Annotated in this window: 10 protein-coding genes; all 10 read right to left on the bottom strand. The window is 39.4% G+C overall.

All coding sequences use genetic code 11. The features are described 5' to 3' along the window. Positions 1-131 precede the first annotated feature (131 nt). The gene (gene nth / locus E8M05_RS04175) at positions 132-782 is read right to left on the bottom strand and encodes an endonuclease III (RefSeq protein WP_003064202.1); all 651 of its coding nucleotides are present in this window, start codon (positions 780-782) and stop codon (positions 132-134) included. Then, positions 782-1,456: a DnaD domain-containing protein gene (locus tag E8M05_RS04170; RefSeq protein WP_003064199.1), complete on the bottom strand. Its 675-nt coding sequence runs from the start codon at positions 1,454-1,456 to the stop codon at positions 782-784. The genes nth and E8M05_RS04170 overlap by 1 nt, the downstream gene beginning before the upstream one ends. Before the next feature lie 90 nt (positions 1,457-1,546). After that, positions 1,547-2,491, bottom strand: a complete 945-nt coding sequence (metA, locus tag E8M05_RS04165; protein WP_003064196.1) for a homoserine O-acetyltransferase MetA — start codon at positions 2,489-2,491, stop codon at positions 1,547-1,549. A gap of 107 nt (positions 2,492-2,598) precedes the next feature. Then, a complete protein-coding gene (locus E8M05_RS04160) occupies positions 2,599-3,117 on the bottom strand; it encodes an adenine phosphoribosyltransferase (protein ID WP_003064194.1) in 519 nt (172 codons plus the stop codon). 166 nt (positions 3,118-3,283) lie between these two features. Next, positions 3,284-3,898 (bottom strand): TetR/AcrR family transcriptional regulator, encoded by a 615-nt coding sequence (locus tag E8M05_RS04155; RefSeq protein WP_003064191.1) that lies wholly within the window; start codon positions 3,896-3,898, stop codon positions 3,284-3,286. Between the two features lie 41 nt (positions 3,899-3,939). Beyond that, positions 3,940-5,046 (bottom strand): ABC transporter permease, encoded by a 1,107-nt coding sequence (locus tag E8M05_RS04150; protein WP_003064187.1) that lies wholly within the window; start codon positions 5,044-5,046, stop codon positions 3,940-3,942. Position 5,047: 1 nt separating this feature from the next. Next, positions 5,048-5,773 (bottom strand): ABC transporter ATP-binding protein, encoded by a 726-nt coding sequence (locus E8M05_RS04145; RefSeq protein WP_003064183.1) that lies wholly within the window; start codon positions 5,771-5,773, stop codon positions 5,048-5,050. Positions 5,774-6,102: 329 nt separating this feature from the next. Then, positions 6,103-6,297 carry a CsbD family protein gene (locus E8M05_RS04140; RefSeq protein WP_003064181.1) on the bottom strand — a complete coding sequence of 65 codons (195 nt, stop codon included), beginning with the start codon at positions 6,295-6,297 and terminating at the stop codon, positions 6,103-6,105. Between the two features lie 32 nt (positions 6,298-6,329). Continuing rightward, positions 6,330-6,617, bottom strand: a complete 288-nt coding sequence (locus tag E8M05_RS04135; protein WP_003064178.1) for a LapA family protein — start codon at positions 6,615-6,617, stop codon at positions 6,330-6,332. Between the two features lie 168 nt (positions 6,618-6,785). Next, entirely contained in the window at positions 6,786-18,743 is an 11,958-nt protein-coding gene (locus E8M05_RS11465; protein WP_233437513.1) for a Rib/alpha-like domain-containing protein, read from the bottom strand. Positions 18,744-18,899: the final 156 nt, after the last annotated feature.

The following is an 18,899-nucleotide window of genomic DNA, read 5'->3' as shown; positions in this document are numbered from 1 at the left end:
GGTGGGAAATAAAGTCAAGCGAAGCTTGATGTCAAGTAGGGTTGTAAAAGCTGATTTATCAGCGCATTAGAAACCACTCAACCACTGCGTCTTGTAAATAATAACTATGTAAACAATTTTCGTCCCAAACTCTAATTATTTTTCACATTATCTTTGTAATACTTACAGTAGGCTTGAACTGGACAGATGTCGCATTTTGGCTTTTTAGCCAAGCAATGATAACGTCCAAAGAAAATCAAGCGATGATGTGTTAAAATCCAATCTTTCTTTGGAATTTTCTTCATCAAGTCTTGCTCAATTTCGGTAACATCAGCATCTGGTGCTGAGATATTGAGACGTTTAGCGATACGCGACACATGAGTATCCACAGCGATGGACGGGATACCATACACTTCTGCCAAAACAACATTAGCCGTCTTACGTCCAACTCCAGGCAAACTTTCAAGCTCCTTATGAGTCTTTGGAACTTTGCCATCAAAATCTCGTAAAATAGCTCGCGCTGTCTTGACGATATTTTTAGCTTTATTTTTATAAAGACCAATCGTTCTCAGACAATCTTCAACATCTTCTAAATTTGCATTGGCTAAATCAGCAATTTCAGGGTATTTTTTCCAAAGGTTTGGCGTGATTTTATTAACTGCCTTATCTGTCGTTTGCGCAGATAAAATGACCGCGATTAGCAATTGAAATGGTGTCTCCCACTCCAATTCACCACGTGCCTCTGGATACATCTCACCAATAATAGCTAAGATTTTCTTTAAACGTTCACGTCCTACTCTCATTAGTCACTCCATAAATCCATAGCAGCTAGAAAATCATCTGATACGGATACTTTGCCTGCTTTCGAGTCCTCATGCTCTTTACGACGTTCCCCAACTTGACGCATGGTTGTAATACCCTCACGACGCCAATTACGTAAAATCGCATTGATATAATTCCAATTAGTTTTACCATTAAAAACAGCTTCACGAAGGGCTGCCCGAACCAAATCAGGGTCTGTCTTGTCCTCACGAATTGTTTTTTGCAAATCTTCCAGTTCAAATGGGCTAAGCATGCGGCCCAACTCACGCTCAAAATCTTCAACCAATTCTTTAATAGGATTTAAAGCTTGTTTTTCTTGAGTCTCCGTAGGTTTAGCTAACAAGTCATCTAAAAGTGCCAAAACTGGACTTGCATCAAAAATAACCTCAATTTCACTACCAAGCTCAATGGTTTTCATGTCCAAAAGACCTTGAGCAGTCAAATCAGAAATCGAACGATTCACTTCGGCAACTGTCTTGTCTAAAGCAGTTGCGATTTGACTAGGCGCTAAGTCATCCATTTTGGTCGTGTTTTGCAAATAAATAAACTGCCAAATCAAAAAGTCATCTGAACTTTTGAAGATATCTTTATAATGAAAAAGAAGAGCACTCGGTAGCACCAAATTACCCGATTTAAAATTTTCTAAAAAACTCATAATAATATTCCTAAAAGATAATCCTATCCATCAAGTCATCCGAGATAGAGATTTAGCACGTTTTATCGTCAGAAAATTAACCCTATCTGATTATAGGTAACCATAAAATGAAAAATCTTTTTCCAGTTCTACCAATGAATATGGGGTTTCCTGATAAACAGCATAGTTAATCCAGTTACTAAAGAATGTTGTTGCTGCCAAATTCCAGTGCATTGGCACATTTTGGGCGGGGTCGTCATTCAAATAATAGTGTTCTGGAATGTTAGGATTTTTTCCAACCTTAACATCACGTTTATATTCCCTATCAAGGGTTTCTCGATCATATTCTAAATGTCCAAAGCTATAAACTTCACGCAAATCTTTACTAGCCACAATAGACAAACCAACAACTTCACTAGCCGCAATAACTTCCAAGTCATCAATTTTTTCAACGTCTTCACGACACACCTCGGTATAACGTGAATGTGGCGCCATAAAACTATCATCGAATCCACGTACGATAGGATTTTCAGGGCTAACAACGTCTTGTGAAAAAACACCTGATAACTTACAGTCTAACAAAACTTTTTTGATGCCGTATTTATAGTACAAGCCCGCTTGCGCTCCCCAACAAAGATGAAGAGTTGAATAAACGTGTGTTTTAGACCAAGCAAAGATTTGACAAAGTTCGCTCCAGTAATCAACTTCTTCATAATCCAAAGTTTCAATAGGAGCACCTGTTATGATTAATCCATCATAATACTTATGTCGCACATCGTCAAATGTTTTGTAAAAAGTTTCTAAATGTTCAGCAGTTGTATTTTTAGACTCATGGCTCGTCATATAAAGAAACTCAACATTAATTTGCAAAGGCGTATTGGCTAATAGGCGTAAAAGCTGTGTCTCTGTCACTTCTTTTGTTGGCATCAAGTTGACAATGAGAAAATCCATTGGTCTAATATCTTGATGTTTGGCACGTTTATTATCCATAATGAAGACATTCTCTTCGCGTAAAATGTCTAACGCCGGCAATTCTTTATCAAGTTTTATTGGCATGAAAATATCTCCATTCTATAATATTGTCGTTAAGTAATATTATAAAATATGGAGATATAGTTTTCAATTATATAATTCCTCTAAGTAGATATAGTTTTTAACTATGATTACCCTGGAAAATTCATTAAAACTTTTGTATCGTAACCTTCAAGTGCTTTACGTCCGTTCAATCCGTCCAATTCAACAAGGAAAGCACATCCAGCTACAACACCGCCAAGGCGTTCTACCATTTCAATGGTTGCTTTAACGGTACCACCTGTCGCCAAAAGGTCGTCAACAATAAGAACACGTTGTCCAGGTTTAATAGCATCAGCGTGCATACATAATGTATCAATGCCGTATTCTTTTTCATAATCAGCTGAGATTACTTCACGTGGCAATTTACCAGGTTTACGAACTGGTGCGAAGCCAATTCCGAGTTCAAATGCAACAGGGCAACCGACGATAAATCCGCGCGCCTCTGGACCGACAATCATGTCAATCTTCTTGTCAGTAGCGTACTGTACAATTTCGCGAACAGCATAGCTATAAGCATTTCCATCTGCCATCAAAGGAGAAATATCACGGAAAGTGATTCCTTCTTTAGGATAATTTTCAATTGTAGCGATATAATTTTTTAAATCCATTTTCTTCTTTCTATGGGCTTTTTGCCAAAAAATGTTTTACATTTTATTATAGCACACTTTTATGAAAAATGTAATACTGACAAACAACTTGTAATAAAAGGTGAATTTGACAGTTTCAGATAAGGTCTCATCATCATTTTAAAATGAAACATTATCTTCTCCAACCTTATTCTGACAAGAGTTTTAACGTTTGCTGCTCTAAAAGAGTGAGATCGTATTCTTCATCTTGACTTTCTACATCAAAAATGACCATTTGCATTATATAACTAAAAAAAGGTGAAATTGCAATACGGATAACCTCCGTTTTTCGAAGACAATTCCCTTCACATAAACGCTCAGCAATTTTATCAATAGAGGGTGCTAATTGCTCCATCTGTTTCCCAATAAAGTGCTTCATTTCTGAATTCGTCAATAGTTCTTGAATAATAATCTTCACCAATGAGTGATTGGCTTTGATAAAAGCGTAACGATCATAAATAAAATAATGAACAATATCTTCTTTCTTGCTAAACTTCATAATATTTTGGATAAAAGGAGCACTCAAAAGTTCTGCCATTGGCTCCAAGACACCTATTAACAATTCCTCTTTTGTCTTAAAATATTTAAAAATAGTTGCTTGACTCACTCCAGCCACTTCTGCTATTTGTGCAGTCGATGTTCCGTGAAATCCTTGCGCTGCAAATAACTTCATAGCTGCCAATAAGGTATTGCGTTTTCCCGAAGGCATTTTAACTTTCGATAAACGTTCTTCAAAAGATAAAACGATATTTTTTTCAGTCATGTAAAACTAAACTCCTTTTTATCACCACTTCTTTCATTATATCACACTTTACGATAGCGTTTGAGCCCTATAATATTAGCAGTGGTTAAACCAACAAGAAACATTAATAAGATTAAAAGATCAAAGGCAACACTATTAAATCCATCGCCATACATGATAATCTTAGTCAAGGCATCTCCTGAATATGAAAGAGGAAGAATTTTACCAATATGTTGTACCCAATCTGCCATACTATCCAGAGGAATGATTCCTGAGAAAAAGAGCTGAGGCATGATTACCAGCGGTAAAAACTGCATCAGCTGAAATTCTGATTTTGCTAGAGTAGATAATAAAACTCCAAAAGCTAGGGCTACCAAGGCTAAAACAAAATTCACAATGATGACATTGATAATATTACCAACTACCTCAATATCAAGCAACCAGATAGTTGAAAGGACAATAACAACAGTTTGAATAACCGCTATAATACCATAGGAAATCATATATCCAAACACAATGTCGCTACGTTTAACAGGTGTGGCTAACAAACGATCAAGAGTACCGCTCGTACGTTCTTTGAGTAACGCCATTCCTGAAATCAAAAAGACAAAGAAGAAAACCATAAAGCCCATAAGGATTGGAATCATCTTGGCAAAGAATCCCGTATTTTCGTCACCATAATCATAATGTTCGGTTAAGTCAGTCGAACTAACATTGCTGGTAGGGAGAAGGGAAGCGAGACTCGGAGTTTCAGCTACAGCTTCCTTAACTTGGCTCATAAACTGGTTGGTAATAGACCAACTAAGCACCGATTTGATAGCTTGACGGGTTAGAGCGGTTTTAGATGAGTCTGTATTGGCATAGGTTACATCATAAGTATCATCATCAACCGTAAGAATCGCATCAACTTCCTGATTGTCTAAATCCTTTTGCGCCGCTTTAGCACTAGTATATTTTTCAACAGCAACATGTTCCACATCATCAAGATTTTCAATCAAACTACTTGGAACATCAACAGCAGCAATAATCACTGAAGTTGTACTGCTAGCCGAGAACATGACATTCATCAGCCACATGATAAGAATTGGTGCCACAAACATCATAGCTAGGGTACGCTTATCACGTAGTAATTCTTTTAATACTTTTTTAGAAATAGCTAGAATACGCATCTTAAAGTTCCTCTCTATCTTCAGCAGCCAAAAATGCTTCTTCCACAGTATTGACACCATAACGCTCTTTGAGCCCCTGCGGTGTATCAAAAGCAATGACGTCACCATATAAGAGCAGAGCAACCTTATCTGTAAGTTCAGCTTCGTCCATAACGTGTGTCGTAATGAACACTGAACGTCCTTCCTGGCGAATATTATCTAACTCTGCCCATATTTTTCGACGAAGAGAAGGGTCAATTCCTACTGTTGGTTCATCCAAAATCAGCAAGTCAGGATTTCCAAGTAGGGCAATGGCAAGTGATAAACGACGTTTCATCCCTCCGGAATAGCCTGAGACAAATTTATCAAGATGATCTTGCAAGTCAACAACTCGTGCTACATGGTGAATTTGCAAAGTTAAGTCTTTCTTGGCAATTCCTTTCATCTGTCCATAAAATTCCAAATTTTCAAGACCAGTCAAGGCATCATAAAGAGCATCCGATTGAGCCATATAACCAATTTTTCCCAAGATATGACGATTAGGCATTTGAGTATTGAGCACCAAAGCTGTTCCACTATCTGCCTTTTCCATTCCCAGCATAGTTTTTATCATTGTTGACTTTCCTGCACCAGATGGACCAATCAGTCCGATGATTTCACCTTTATTAACTTCAAGGGTCACACCATTCAAAACCATTTGCGCAGAGAAAGCTTTTTTCAGTTCTCTTAGATCAATGAGTTTTTCCATTACTAAACCTTCTTTCTAAAATCGATAAATGAGTAATTAATCACTTACTAGAATAGGTAATATTATAGTGAGTATCCACTCACTTGTCAAGAAAAAATTCTTACTGCGATTAAATTAGCCATTGCTAGATAGACACACATATTATCTATATGATTACAAAGCTTTTATCTCAGTTTTAACATCAAAAAAGCGAGAACAAATGTTGTTCTCGCTAGAGTTTACTTAAGCACTACAATTGGCAGACTACCAATCTTCAGTGAAATTTTTTAGTTGTTCACTATTCTCTTTAACATCAAGAATACCCTTTACAATAATGCTAAACTGATTTTTTATTTATCAAGTTTATCCTTAACTTCTTCTACAAGCTCTTCTGCTGTTTCTTTAACATTTGAAGCTACTTCTTTTGTTTTACCAACAACTTGGTCTAGTAATCCTTCTGCTTTCTTTTGACTATCTCCAGTAACTTTTCCAACAGTTTCTTTTACTTTACCTTTAGCTGATTCTACTGTTCCTTTTTCTGACATAAGTATTTCCTCCTATTTTCTATATCACCGACTTAATCTGTGCTTAGCTGATTTTTTAACTCAGCCAGTTCTTCCTTAGTTTCTTTTTGAACATCCGAAACAATCTTTTTAACATCATTACGTTTAAACATCCATCCAGAAATAACCCCTAAAACATAGAGAGCTACAATGAGAACTATTAGTGGTAATTTAATTGAAAAAAATATCACTGATAATTCAACAGAGTTCCTATTTTGAAAGCCAAAAACTAGAACTAATATTACGATTGTAAGACCTACAATACGCTTTGGAGTTGCAACCCTCTTCAACTTTTCCAACATCTCACCCCCTTCCTACACGTCTCATTAATATAAAACATTTTTAAGATTCATTTTATACTTAATTAAGTGCTATAAATTAGTATTTTTCATTTAATCACTATGATAATTCTAAAGTTTATCACTTGTCGCTATAAGATGACAATTATAGAGAGTGATTACTATACTTAATTACTTATCTCTTCTTGAATCGTTATTAAATTTTTTTCTAGAATTCCCTGTTCCTAACAACGTAGACATAACAATTAACATACCACCTAACAGTACCCCTACAATACTATTTGAATCACCTGTATTTGGTAGGCTATTCTTGTTAATAAGAACATTATTAGTTGGCATAATATGCGATGCACCTTGATTTGGGAAAATATTATTATCATCATTTGATACGATCAGATTGCCACCAGAATTCTCTGATTTATCCGCATCGCTACGGTTATCAACCACATGAACAGGAACATCAATGGTCTCTTTGCTACCATCTGGGTAAGTCACTTCAATGGTACCTGTATAATCGCCTGGTTGAGTCGTATCAATTGGAGTTTTTGTGACATCCGTTACCGTTGTTCCGCTTGGTAGATCTCCTAAGTTCGTCACGTTATCCGTTAAATCAACCTTACCTCCAAAATCAACCGTTTCGTCTTCAACGTTTGGAGTATATTTATCCGCATCGCTACGGTTATCAACCACATGAACAGGAACATCAATGGTCTCTTTGCTACCATCTGGGTAAGTCACTTCAATGGTACCTGTATAATCGCCTGGTTGAGTCGTATCAATTGGAGTTTTTGTGACATCCGTTACCGTTGTTCCGCTTGGTAGATCTCCTAAGTTCGTCACGTTATCCGTTAAATCAACCTTACCTCCAAAATCAACCGTTTCGTCTTCAACGTTTGGAGTATATTTATCCGCATCGCTACGGTTATCAACCACATGAACAGGAACATCAATGGTCTCTTTGCTACCATCTGGGTAAGTCACTTCAATGGTACCTGTATAATCGCCTGGTTGAGTCGTATCAATTGGAGTTTTTGTGACATCCGTTACCGTTGTTCCGCTTGGTAGATCTCCTAAGTTCGTCACGTTATCCGTTAAATCAACCTTACCTCCAAAATCAACCGTTTCGTCTTCAACGTTTGGAGTATATTTATCCGCATCGCTACGGTTATCAACCACATGAACAGGAACATCAATGGTCTCTTTGCTACCATCTGGGTAAGTCACTTCAATGGTACCTGTATAATCGCCTGGTTGAGTCGTATCAATTGGAGTTTTTGTGACATCCGTTACCGTTGTTCCGCTTGGTAGATCTCCTAAGTTCGTCACGTTATCCGTTAAATCAACCTTACCTCCAAAATCAACCGTTTCGTCTTCAACGTTTGGAGTATATTTATCCGCATCGCTACGGTTATCAACCACATGAACAGGAACATCAATGGTCTCTTTGCTACCATCTGGGTAAGTCACTTCAATGGTACCTGTATAATCGCCTGGTTGAGTCGTATCAATTGGAGTTTTTGTGACATCCGTTACCGTTGTTCCGCTTGGTAGATCTCCTAAGTTCGTCACGTTATCCGTTAAATCAACCTTACCTCCAAAATCAACCGTTTCGTCTTCAACGTTTGGAGTATATTTATCCGCATCGCTACGGTTATCAACCACATGAACAGGAACATCAATGGTCTCTTTGCTACCATCTGGGTAAGTCACTTCAATGGTACCTGTATAATCGCCTGGTTGAGTCGTATCAATTGGAGTTTTTGTGACATCCGTTACCGTTGTTCCGCTTGGTAGATCTCCTAAGTTCGTCACGTTATCCGTTAAATCAACCTTACCTCCAAAATCAACCGTTTCGTCTTCAACGTTTGGAGTATATTTATCCGCATCGCTACGGTTATCAACCACATGAACAGGAACATCAATGGTCTCTTTGCTACCATCTGGGTAAGTCACTTCAATGGTACCTGTATAATCGCCTGGTTGAGTCGTATCAATTGGAGTTTTTGTGACATCCGTTACCGTTGTTCCGCTTGGTAGATCTCCTAAGTTCGTCACGTTATCCGTTAAATCAACCTTACCTCCAAAATCAACCGTTTCGTCTTCAACGTTTGGAGTATATTTATCCGCATCGCTACGGTTATCAACCACATGAACAGGAACATCAATGGTCTCTTTGCTACCATCTGGGTAAGTCACTTCAATGGTACCTGTATAATCGCCTGGTTGAGTCGTATCAATTGGAGTTTTTGTGACATCCGTTACCGTTGTTCCGCTTGGTAGATCTCCTAAGTTCGTCACGTTATCCGTTAAATCAACCTTACCTCCAAAATCAACCGTTTCGTCTTCAACGTTTGGAGTATATTTATCCGCATCGCTACGGTTATCAACCACATGAACAGGAACATCAATGGTCTCTTTGCTACCATCTGGGTAAGTCACTTCAATGGTACCTGTATAATCGCCTGGTTGAGTCGTATCAATTGGAGTTTTTGTGACATCCGTTACCGTTGTTCCGCTTGGTAGATCTCCTAAGTTCGTCACGTTATCCGTTAAATCAACCTTACCTCCAAAATCAACCGTTTCGTCTTCAACGTTTGGAGTATATTTATCCGCATCGCTACGGTTATCAACCACATGAACAGGAACATCAATGGTCTCTTTGCTACCATCTGGGTAAGTCACTTCAATGGTACCTGTATAATCGCCTGGTTGAGTCGTATCAATTGGAGTTTTTGTGACATCCGTTACCGTTGTTCCGCTTGGTAGATCTCCTAAGTTCGTCACGTTATCCGTTAAATCAACCTTACCTCCAAAATCAACCGTTTCGTCTTCAACGTTTGGAGTATATTTATCCGCATCGCTACGGTTATCAACCACATGAACAGGAACATCAATGGTCTCTTTGCTACCATCTGGGTAAGTCACTTCAATGGTACCTGTATAATCGCCTGGTTGAGTCGTATCAATTGGAGTTTTTGTGACATCCGTTACCGTTGTTCCGCTTGGTAGATCTCCTAAGTTCGTCACGTTATCCGTTAAATCAACCTTACCTCCAAAATCAACCGTTTCGTCTTCAACGTTTGGAGTATATTTATCCGCATCGCTACGGTTATCAACCACATGAACAGGAACATCAATGGTCTCTTTGCTACCATCTGGGTAAGTCACTTCAATGGTACCTGTATAATCGCCTGGTTGAGTCGTATCAATTGGAGTTTTTGTGACATCCGTTACCGTTGTTCCGCTTGGTAGATCTCCTAAGTTCGTCACGTTATCCGTTAAATCAACCTTACCTCCAAAATCAACCGTTTCGTCTTCAACGTTTGGAGTATATTTATCCGCATCGCTACGGTTATCAACCACATGAACAGGAACATCAATGGTCTCTTTGCTACCATCTGGGTAAGTCACTTCAATGGTACCTGTATAATCGCCTGGTTGAGTCGTATCAATTGGAGTTTTTGTGACATCCGTTACCGTTGTTCCGCTTGGTAGATCTCCTAAGTTCGTCACGTTATCCGTTAAATCAACCTTACCTCCAAAATCAACCGTTTCGTCTTCAACGTTTGGAGTATATTTATCCGCATCGCTACGGTTATCAACCACATGAACAGGAACATCAATGGTCTCTTTGCTACCATCTGGGTAAGTCACTTCAATGGTACCTGTATAATCGCCTGGTTGAGTCGTATCAATTGGAGTTTTTGTGACATCCGTTACCGTTGTTCCGCTTGGTAGATCTCCTAAGTTCGTCACGTTATCCGTTAAATCAACCTTACCTCCAAAATCAACCGTTTCGTCTTCAACGTTTGGAGTATATTTATCCGCATCGCTACGGTTATCAACCACATGAACAGGAACATCAATGGTCTCTTTGCTACCATCTGGGTAAGTCACTTCAATGGTACCTGTATAATCGCCTGGTTGAGTCGTATCAATTGGAGTTTTTGTGACATCCGTTACCGTTGTTCCGCTTGGTAGATCTCCTAAGTTCGTCACGTTATCCGTTAAATCAACCTTACCTCCAAAATCAACCGTTTCGTCTTCAACGTTTGGAGTATATTTATCCGCATCGCTACGGTTATCAACCACATGAACAGGAACATCAATGGTCTCTTTGCTACCATCTGGGTAAGTCACTTCAATGGTACCTGTATAATCGCCTGGTTGAGTCGTATCAATTGGAGTTTTTGTGACATCCGTTACCGTTGTTCCGCTTGGTAGATCTCCTAAGTTCGTCACGTTATCCGTTAAATCAACCTTACCTCCAAAATCAACCGTTTCGTCTTCAACGTTTGGAGTATATTTATCCGCATCGCTACGGTTATCAACCACATGAACAGGAACATCAATGGTCTCTTTGCTACCATCTGGGTAAGTCACTTCAATGGTACCTGTATAATCGCCTGGTTGAGTCGTATCAATTGGAGTTTTTGTGACATCCGTTACCGTTGTTCCGCTTGGTAGATCTCCTAAGTTCGTCACGTTATCCGTTAAATCAACCTTACCTCCAAAATCAACCGTTTCGTCTTCAACGTTTGGAGTATATTTATCCGCATCGCTACGGTTATCAACCACATGAACAGGAACATCAATGGTCTCTTTGCTACCATCTGGGTAAGTCACTTCAATGGTACCTGTATAATCGCCTGGTTGAGTCGTATCAATTGGAGTTTTTGTGACATCCGTTACCGTTGTTCCGCTTGGTAGATCTCCTAAGTTCGTCACGTTATCCGTTAAATCAACCTTACCTCCAAAATCAACCGTTTCGTCTTCAACGTTTGGAGTATATTTATCCGCATCGCTACGGTTATCAACCACATGAACAGGAACATCAATGGTCTCTTTGCTACCATCTGGGTAAGTCACTTCAATGGTACCTGTATAATCGCCTGGTTGAGTCGTATCAATTGGAGTTTTTGTGACATCCGTTACCGTTGTTCCGCTTGGTAGATCTCCTAAGTTCGTCACGTTATCCGTTAAATCAACCTTACCTCCAAAATCAACCGTTTCGTCTTCAACGTTTGGAGTATATTTATCCGCATCGCTACGGTTATCAACCACATGAACAGGAACATCAATGGTCTCTTTGCTACCATCTGGGTAAGTCACTTCAATGGTACCTGTATAATCGCCTGGTTGAGTCGTATCAATTGGAGTTTTTGTGACATCCGTTACCGTTGTTCCGCTTGGTAGATCTCCTAAGTTCGTCACGTTATCCGTTAAATCAACCTTACCTCCAAAATCAACCGTTTCGTCTTCAACGTTTGGAGTATATTTATCCGCATCGCTACGGTTATCAACCACATGAACAGGAACATCAATGGTCTCTTTGCTACCATCTGGGTAAGTCACTTCAATGGTACCTGTATAATCGCCTGGTTGAGTCGTATCAATTGGAGTTTTTGTGACATCCGTTACCGTTGTTCCGCTTGGTAGATCTCCTAAGTTCGTCACGTTATCCGTTAAATCAACCTTACCTCCAAAATCAACCGTTTCGTCTTCAACGTTTGGAGTATATTTATCCGCATCGCTACGGTTATCAACCACATGAACAGGAACATCAATGGTCTCTTTGCTACCATCTGGGTAAGTCACTTCAATGGTACCTGTATAATCGCCTGGTTGAGTCGTATCAATTGGAGTTTTTGTGACATCCGTTACCGTTGTTCCGCTTGGTAGATCTCCTAAGTTCGTCACGTTATCCGTTAAATCAACCTTACCTCCAAAATCAACCGTTTCGTCTTCAACGTTTGGAGTATATTTATCCGCATCGCTACGGTTATCAACCACATGAACAGGAACATCAATGGTCTCTTTGCTACCATCTGGGTAAGTCACTTCAATGGTACCTGTATAATCGCCTGGTTGAGTCGTATCAATTGGAGTTTTTGTGACATCCGTTACCGTTGTTCCGCTTGGTAGATCTCCTAAGTTCGTCACGTTATCCGTTAAATCAACCTTACCTCCAAAATCAACCGTTTCGTCTTCAACGTTTGGAGTATATTTATCCGCATCGCTACGGTTATCAACCACATGAACAGGAACATCAATGGTCTCTTTGCTACCATCTGGGTAAGTCACTTCAATGGTACCTGTATAATCGCCTGGTTGAGTCGTATCAATTGGAGTTTTTGTGACATCCGTTACCGTTGTTCCGCTTGGTAGATCTCCTAAGTTCGTCACGTTATCCGTTAAATCAACCTTACCTCCAAAATCAACCGTTTCGTCTTCAACGTTTGGAGTATATTTATCCGCATCGCTACGGTTATCAACCACATGAACAGGAACATCAATGGTCTCTTTGCTACCATCTGGGTAAGTCACTTCAATGGTACCTGTATAATCGCCTGGTTGAGTCGTATCAATTGGAGTTTTTGTGACATCCGTTACCGTTGTTCCGCTTGGTAGATCTCCTAAGTTCGTCACGTTATCCGTTAAATCAACCTTACCTCCAAAATCAACCGTTTCGTCTTCAACGTTTGGAGTATATTTATCCGCATCGCTACGGTTATCAACCACATGAACAGGAACATCAATGGTCTCTTTGCTACCATCTGGGTAAGTCACTTCAATGGTACCTGTATAATCGCCTGGTTGAGTCGTATCAATTGGAGTTTTTGTGACATCCGTTACCGTTGTTCCGCTTGGTAGATCTCCTAAGTTCGTCACGTTATCCGTTAAATCAACCTTACCTCCAAAATCAACCGTTTCGTCTTCAACGTTTGGAGTATATTTATCCGCATCGCTACGGTTATCAACCACATGAACAGGAACATCAATGGTCTCTTTGCTACCATCTGGGTAAGTCACTTCAATGGTACCTGTATAATCGCCTGGTTGAGTCGTATCAATTGGAGTTTTTGTGACATCCGTTACCGTTGTTCCGCTTGGTAGATCTCCTAAGTTCGTCACGTTATCCGTTAAATCAACCTTACCTCCAAAATCAACCGTTTCGTCTTCAACGTTTGGAGTATATTTATCCGCATCGCTACGGTTATCAACCACATGAACAGGAACATCAATGGTCTCTTTGCTACCATCTGGGTAAGTCACTTCAATGGTACCTGTATAATCGCCTGGTTGAGTCGTATCAATTGGAGTTTTTGTGACATCCGTTACCGTTGTTCCGCTTGGTAGATCTCCTAAGTTCGTCACGTTATCCGTTAAATCAACCTTACCTCCAAAATCAACCGTTTCGTCTTCAACGTTTGGAGTATATTTATCCGCATCGCTACGGTTATCAACCACATGAACAGGAACATCAATGGTCTCTTTGCTACCATCTGGGTAAGTCACTTCAATGGTACCTGTATAATCGCCTGGTTGAGTCGTATCAATTGGAGTTTTTGTGACATCCGTTACCGTTGTTCCGCTTGGTAGATCTCCTAAGTTCGTCACGTTATCCGTTAAATCAACCTTACCTCCAAAATCAACCGTTTCGTCTTCAACGTTTGGAGTATATTTATCCGCATCGCTACGGTTATCAACCACATGAACAGGAACATCAATGGTCTCTTTGCTACCATCTGGGTAAGTCACTTCAATGGTACCTGTATAATCGCCTGGTTGAGTCGTATCAATTGGAGTTTTTGTGACATCCGTTACCGTTGTTCCGCTTGGTAGATCTCCTAAGTTCGTCACGTTATCCGTTAAATCAACCTTACCTCCAAAATCAACCGTTTCGTCTTCAACGTTTGGAGTATATTTATCCGCATCGCTACGGTTATCAACCACATGAACAGGAACATCAATGGTCTCTTTGCTACCATCTGGGTAAGTCACTTCAATGGTACCTGTATAATCGCCTGGTTGAGTCGTATCAATTGGAGTTTTTGTGACATCCGTTACCGTTGTTCCGCTTGGTAGATCTCCTAAGTTCGTCACGTTATCCGTTAAATCAACCTTACCTCCAAAATCAACCGTTTCGTCTTCAACGTTTGGAGTATATTTATCCGCATCGCTACGGTTATCAACCACATGAACAGGAACATCAATGGTCTCTTTGCTACCATCTGGGTAAGTCACTTCAATGGTACCTGTATAATCGCCTGGTTGAGTCGTATCAATTGGAGTTTTTGTGACATCCGTTACCGTTGTTCCGCTTGGTAGATCTCCTAAGTTCGTCACGTTATCCGTTAAATCAACCTTACCTCCAAAATCAACCGTTTCGTCTTCAACGTTTGGAGTATATTTATCCGCATCGCTACGGTTATCAACCACATGAACAGGAACATCAATGGTCTCTTTGCTACCATCTGGGTAAGTCACTTCAATGGTACCTGTATAATCGCCTGGTTGAGTCGTATCAATTGGAGTTTTTGTGACATCCGTTACCGTTGTTCCGCTTGGTAGATCTCCTAAGTTCGTCACGTTATCCGTTAAATCAACCTTACCTCCAAAATCAACCGTTTCGTCTTCAACGTTTGGAGTATATTTATCCGCATCGCTACGGTTATCAACCACATGAACAGGAACATCAATGGTCTCTTTGCTACCATCTGGGTAAGTCACTTCAATGGTACCTGTATAATCGCCTGGTTGAGTCGTATCAATTGGAGTTTTTGTGACATCCGTTACCGTTGTTCCGCTTGGTAGATCTCCTAAGTTCGTCACGTTATCCGTTAAATCAACCTTACCTCCAAAATCAACCGTTTCGTCTTCAACGTTTGGAGTATATTTATCCGCATCGCTACGGTTATCAACCACATGAACAGGAACATCAATGGTCTCTTTGCTACCATCTGGGTAAGTCACTTCAATGGTACCTGTATAATCGCCTGGTTGAGTCGTATCAATTGGAGTTTTTGTGACATCCGTTACCGTTGTTCCGCTTGGTAGATCTCCTAAGTTCGTCACGTTATCCGTTAAATCAACCTTACCTCCAAAATCAACCGTTTCGTCTTCAACGTTTGGAGTATATTTATCCGCATCGCTACGGTTATCAACCACATGAACAGGAACATCAATGGTCTCTTTGCTACCATCTGGGTAAGTCACTTCAATGGTACCTGTATAATCGCCTGGTTGAGTCGTATCAATTGGAGTTTTTGTGACATCCGTTACCGTTGTTCCGCTTGGTAGATCTCCTAAGTTCGTCACGTTATCCGTTAAATCAACCTTACCTCCAAAATCAACCGTTTCGTCTTCAACGTTTGGAGTATATTTATCCGCATCGCTACGGTTATCAACCACATGAACAGGAACATCAATGGTCTCTTTGCTACCATCTGGGTAAGTCACTTCAATGGTACCTGTATAATCGCCTGGTTGAGTCGTATCAATTGGAGTTTTTGTGACATCCGTTACCGTTGTTCCGCTTGGTAGATCTCCTAAGTTCGTCACGTTATCCGTTAAATCAACCTTACCTCCAAAATCAACCGTTTCGTCTTCAACGTTTGGAGTATATTTATCCGCATCGCTACGGTTATCAACCACATGAACAGGAACATCAATGGTCTCTTTGCTACCATCTGGGTAAGTCACTTCAATGGTACCTGTATAATCGCCTGGTTGAGTCGTATCAATTGGAGTTTTTGTGACATCCGTTACCGTTGTTCCGCTTGGTAGATCTCCTAAGTTCGTCACGTTATCCGTTAAATCAACCTTACCTCCAAAATCAACCGTTTCGTCTTCAACGTTTGGAGTATATTTATCCGCATCGCTACGGTTATCAACCACATGAACAGGAACATCAATGGTCTCTTTGCTACCATCTGGGTAAGTCACTTCAATGGTACCTGTATAATCGCCTGGTTGAGTCGTATCAATTGGAGTTTTTGTGACATCCGTTACCGTTGTTCCGCTTGGTAGATCTCCTAAGTTCGTCACGTTATCCGTTAAATCAACCTTACCTCCAAAATCAACCGTTTCGTCTTCAACGTTTGGAGTATATTTATCCGCATCGCTACGGTTATCAACCGTAATGATATCTCCGTCAGTATGCTGTTTCCCATCTGGACTATAAGCGACTAATTGTAGTTTGTCCCCTGTTTGAAGTGTTCCTTTTGGAATAGTTAATTCAAAGTTCCCAGCTAATAGATCCTTAAATGGAATAGTCGTCTGCGCCACTACACTGTCAGTTCCTTGTTTTACCAACTTAACAATAACTTCGCCAGCGTCTGTATTAGTGACATTTAAAGATTTTGAATCGTCTGAAGGATCTGTATAAACAACTTTAGGTACTGTTCCCTGAATAACAGTATCAGAAGCGGCATTATTAATAACAGTTGTAGATGTTGTCGGTTTTGCCACCTTATAAGACTTAGCATCCAAGATATCAGTATTATCGATCAAATACTCTTGTCCATCTGGCACACCATCTCCATCAGTATCTACTTTATTAATGTCTGATTGAATTTGAGATTCAACAAAATCGAATAAACCGTCTTTATCACTATCATTAACATCTAAATAGCCATTAGCATAAGAGTGAAGCAATTCTTTTGTATCAGCTCCACCATCTGGTTTATCAAGTAATGGTCGTCCACTATTTAAATAATCACTCTCAAGCCATGATTCAAATGTTAGCTGCTGATTGTTATTTTTTATATAGTCATTCATGGCCTTAGCAAATTCCGCCAACGTCACTGAATCTTTCAAATGATACTTAATTGTGTAGTTACGACTTTGCCCCAAAGTACCATAAAATACATCCTTATCCAAACGAGTTCTAGCTGCATCCAATTGCGTACGTGTATCATTATTAATAATACTAATTTCAGGACTATTGCGACTATCAACCAATCCATTACTATCAGCTTTCAATTTTATTGGATTCTTAGTTTGGAAATTTCCGCTGATATCTGAGACACCCAATTCAATATTATCCAAATCAATGTAGGGAAGCAAATCTTTTGGAATTTGTTCCATAATGTACAAAATCCAAGTGTAATTTGATTGTAGAAAATTTTCATTAGGTTTGAAATTATGAACTGAATTAATAACCATTGAATTCGCATCAAATAGTACTTTATTCCCCATAACCCCAGTATTCGTTCCTAAAAACGAACTGTCCTGTTTATCACTATCTGATTTGTTGATGTGTGCATTATTTTGCTGAATAAATCCATTACTGATACTTTCTTTAGCGATTGAACCATTCTTTTTCACCCAAACACTAGAGAAACCTAGTTTATCATCAGCTAGTCCTAAAGAGGTAAGGGTTTGCCCATTTTTTAACGTAATGGTAACATCATGATTGGTAACAACCCCAATTAATCCTGATTGTACTGTTGTTGTACTAATTGGTACAGTCCACAAGGCACCATTTGATTCCGATACTAAATTAGTGAGGTTAGCATTTGACTTAATTGTAATTGACTCAATTTGTGAATAAAACTCTTCTCGTGTGAAAGACAATAGGTACTTTCCTGCGTATGGGTTACTTGTATCTGTTCCCCAACCCGTTGCACCAGTTGCCCACTTTGTAACAGTCAGGTGAATAGTACCATCATCTTTAACGCTATCAAACACTGTATTAGCATATCTTAGTGTAGAATCTTCGATACCTGAGGCAGTATAATGTGTATTAGTATCAACAATTTTTTCACCAGTTGACACTGCTGAACGATCCGTAAAAGTACTACTAGAATTCTCTAAGTTATTCTCTGTATTAACAGCCGGTGTCACTGTTTCTGACGAATCCGTTTGTGATTCGCTACTTTCTAGTGACTTATCACTATCAACATCTACCAAACCTAAGTCATCAGATGAAACCTCTTCTTCAGCTGATGTATCAACTTTTTCTTCTATCGGTGTCTCTAAGTTTTCCGATGCATCTGAGGTTAATTTATCATCTTCTGAAGAAACGTCATCATTGGTATCAGTAACTGTATCGCCACTATTTTGAGTTTTCTCCACAGAATCCATTGCTTGTTCTTTTTCTGTCACCTCTGTAGTGGCATCATTGGCATTAGCTTCTTTCGCTAATGAATCATCAGAATCCTGCATTATACTGGAAGGACTGTCTATCACATCAGCATGGACAATTTGACTATTTCCTAATCCACCAATAACGAAAAATCCTGAAGCGATAGCAACCGAGGCAACACCTACACTTAAGCGACGAATAGACCACTTCGTAAAACGCTCTCCAGTCTTCATTCGATTATCCTGTCTTTTAAACATCTCTTTGCTCCTTATTTACTTTTCTGGTTCGTTTACAACTTTTCTTGAAAACCAAAATTAAAAACCTATCTTTTTTAAAGACACTTAGATTTTAAATCAATAATAAAAATTGAGGAATATCTATTCTTTTTTTTAGATTCATTTTCGGTTTTTATT

Source organism: Streptococcus pasteurianus (assembly GCF_004843545.1).
GTDB lineage: Bacteria > Bacillota > Bacilli > Lactobacillales > Streptococcaceae > Streptococcus > Streptococcus pasteurianus.
Note: the sequence above shows the minus strand (reverse complement) of the source record. Positions and strands in the feature narration are given on the sequence as shown.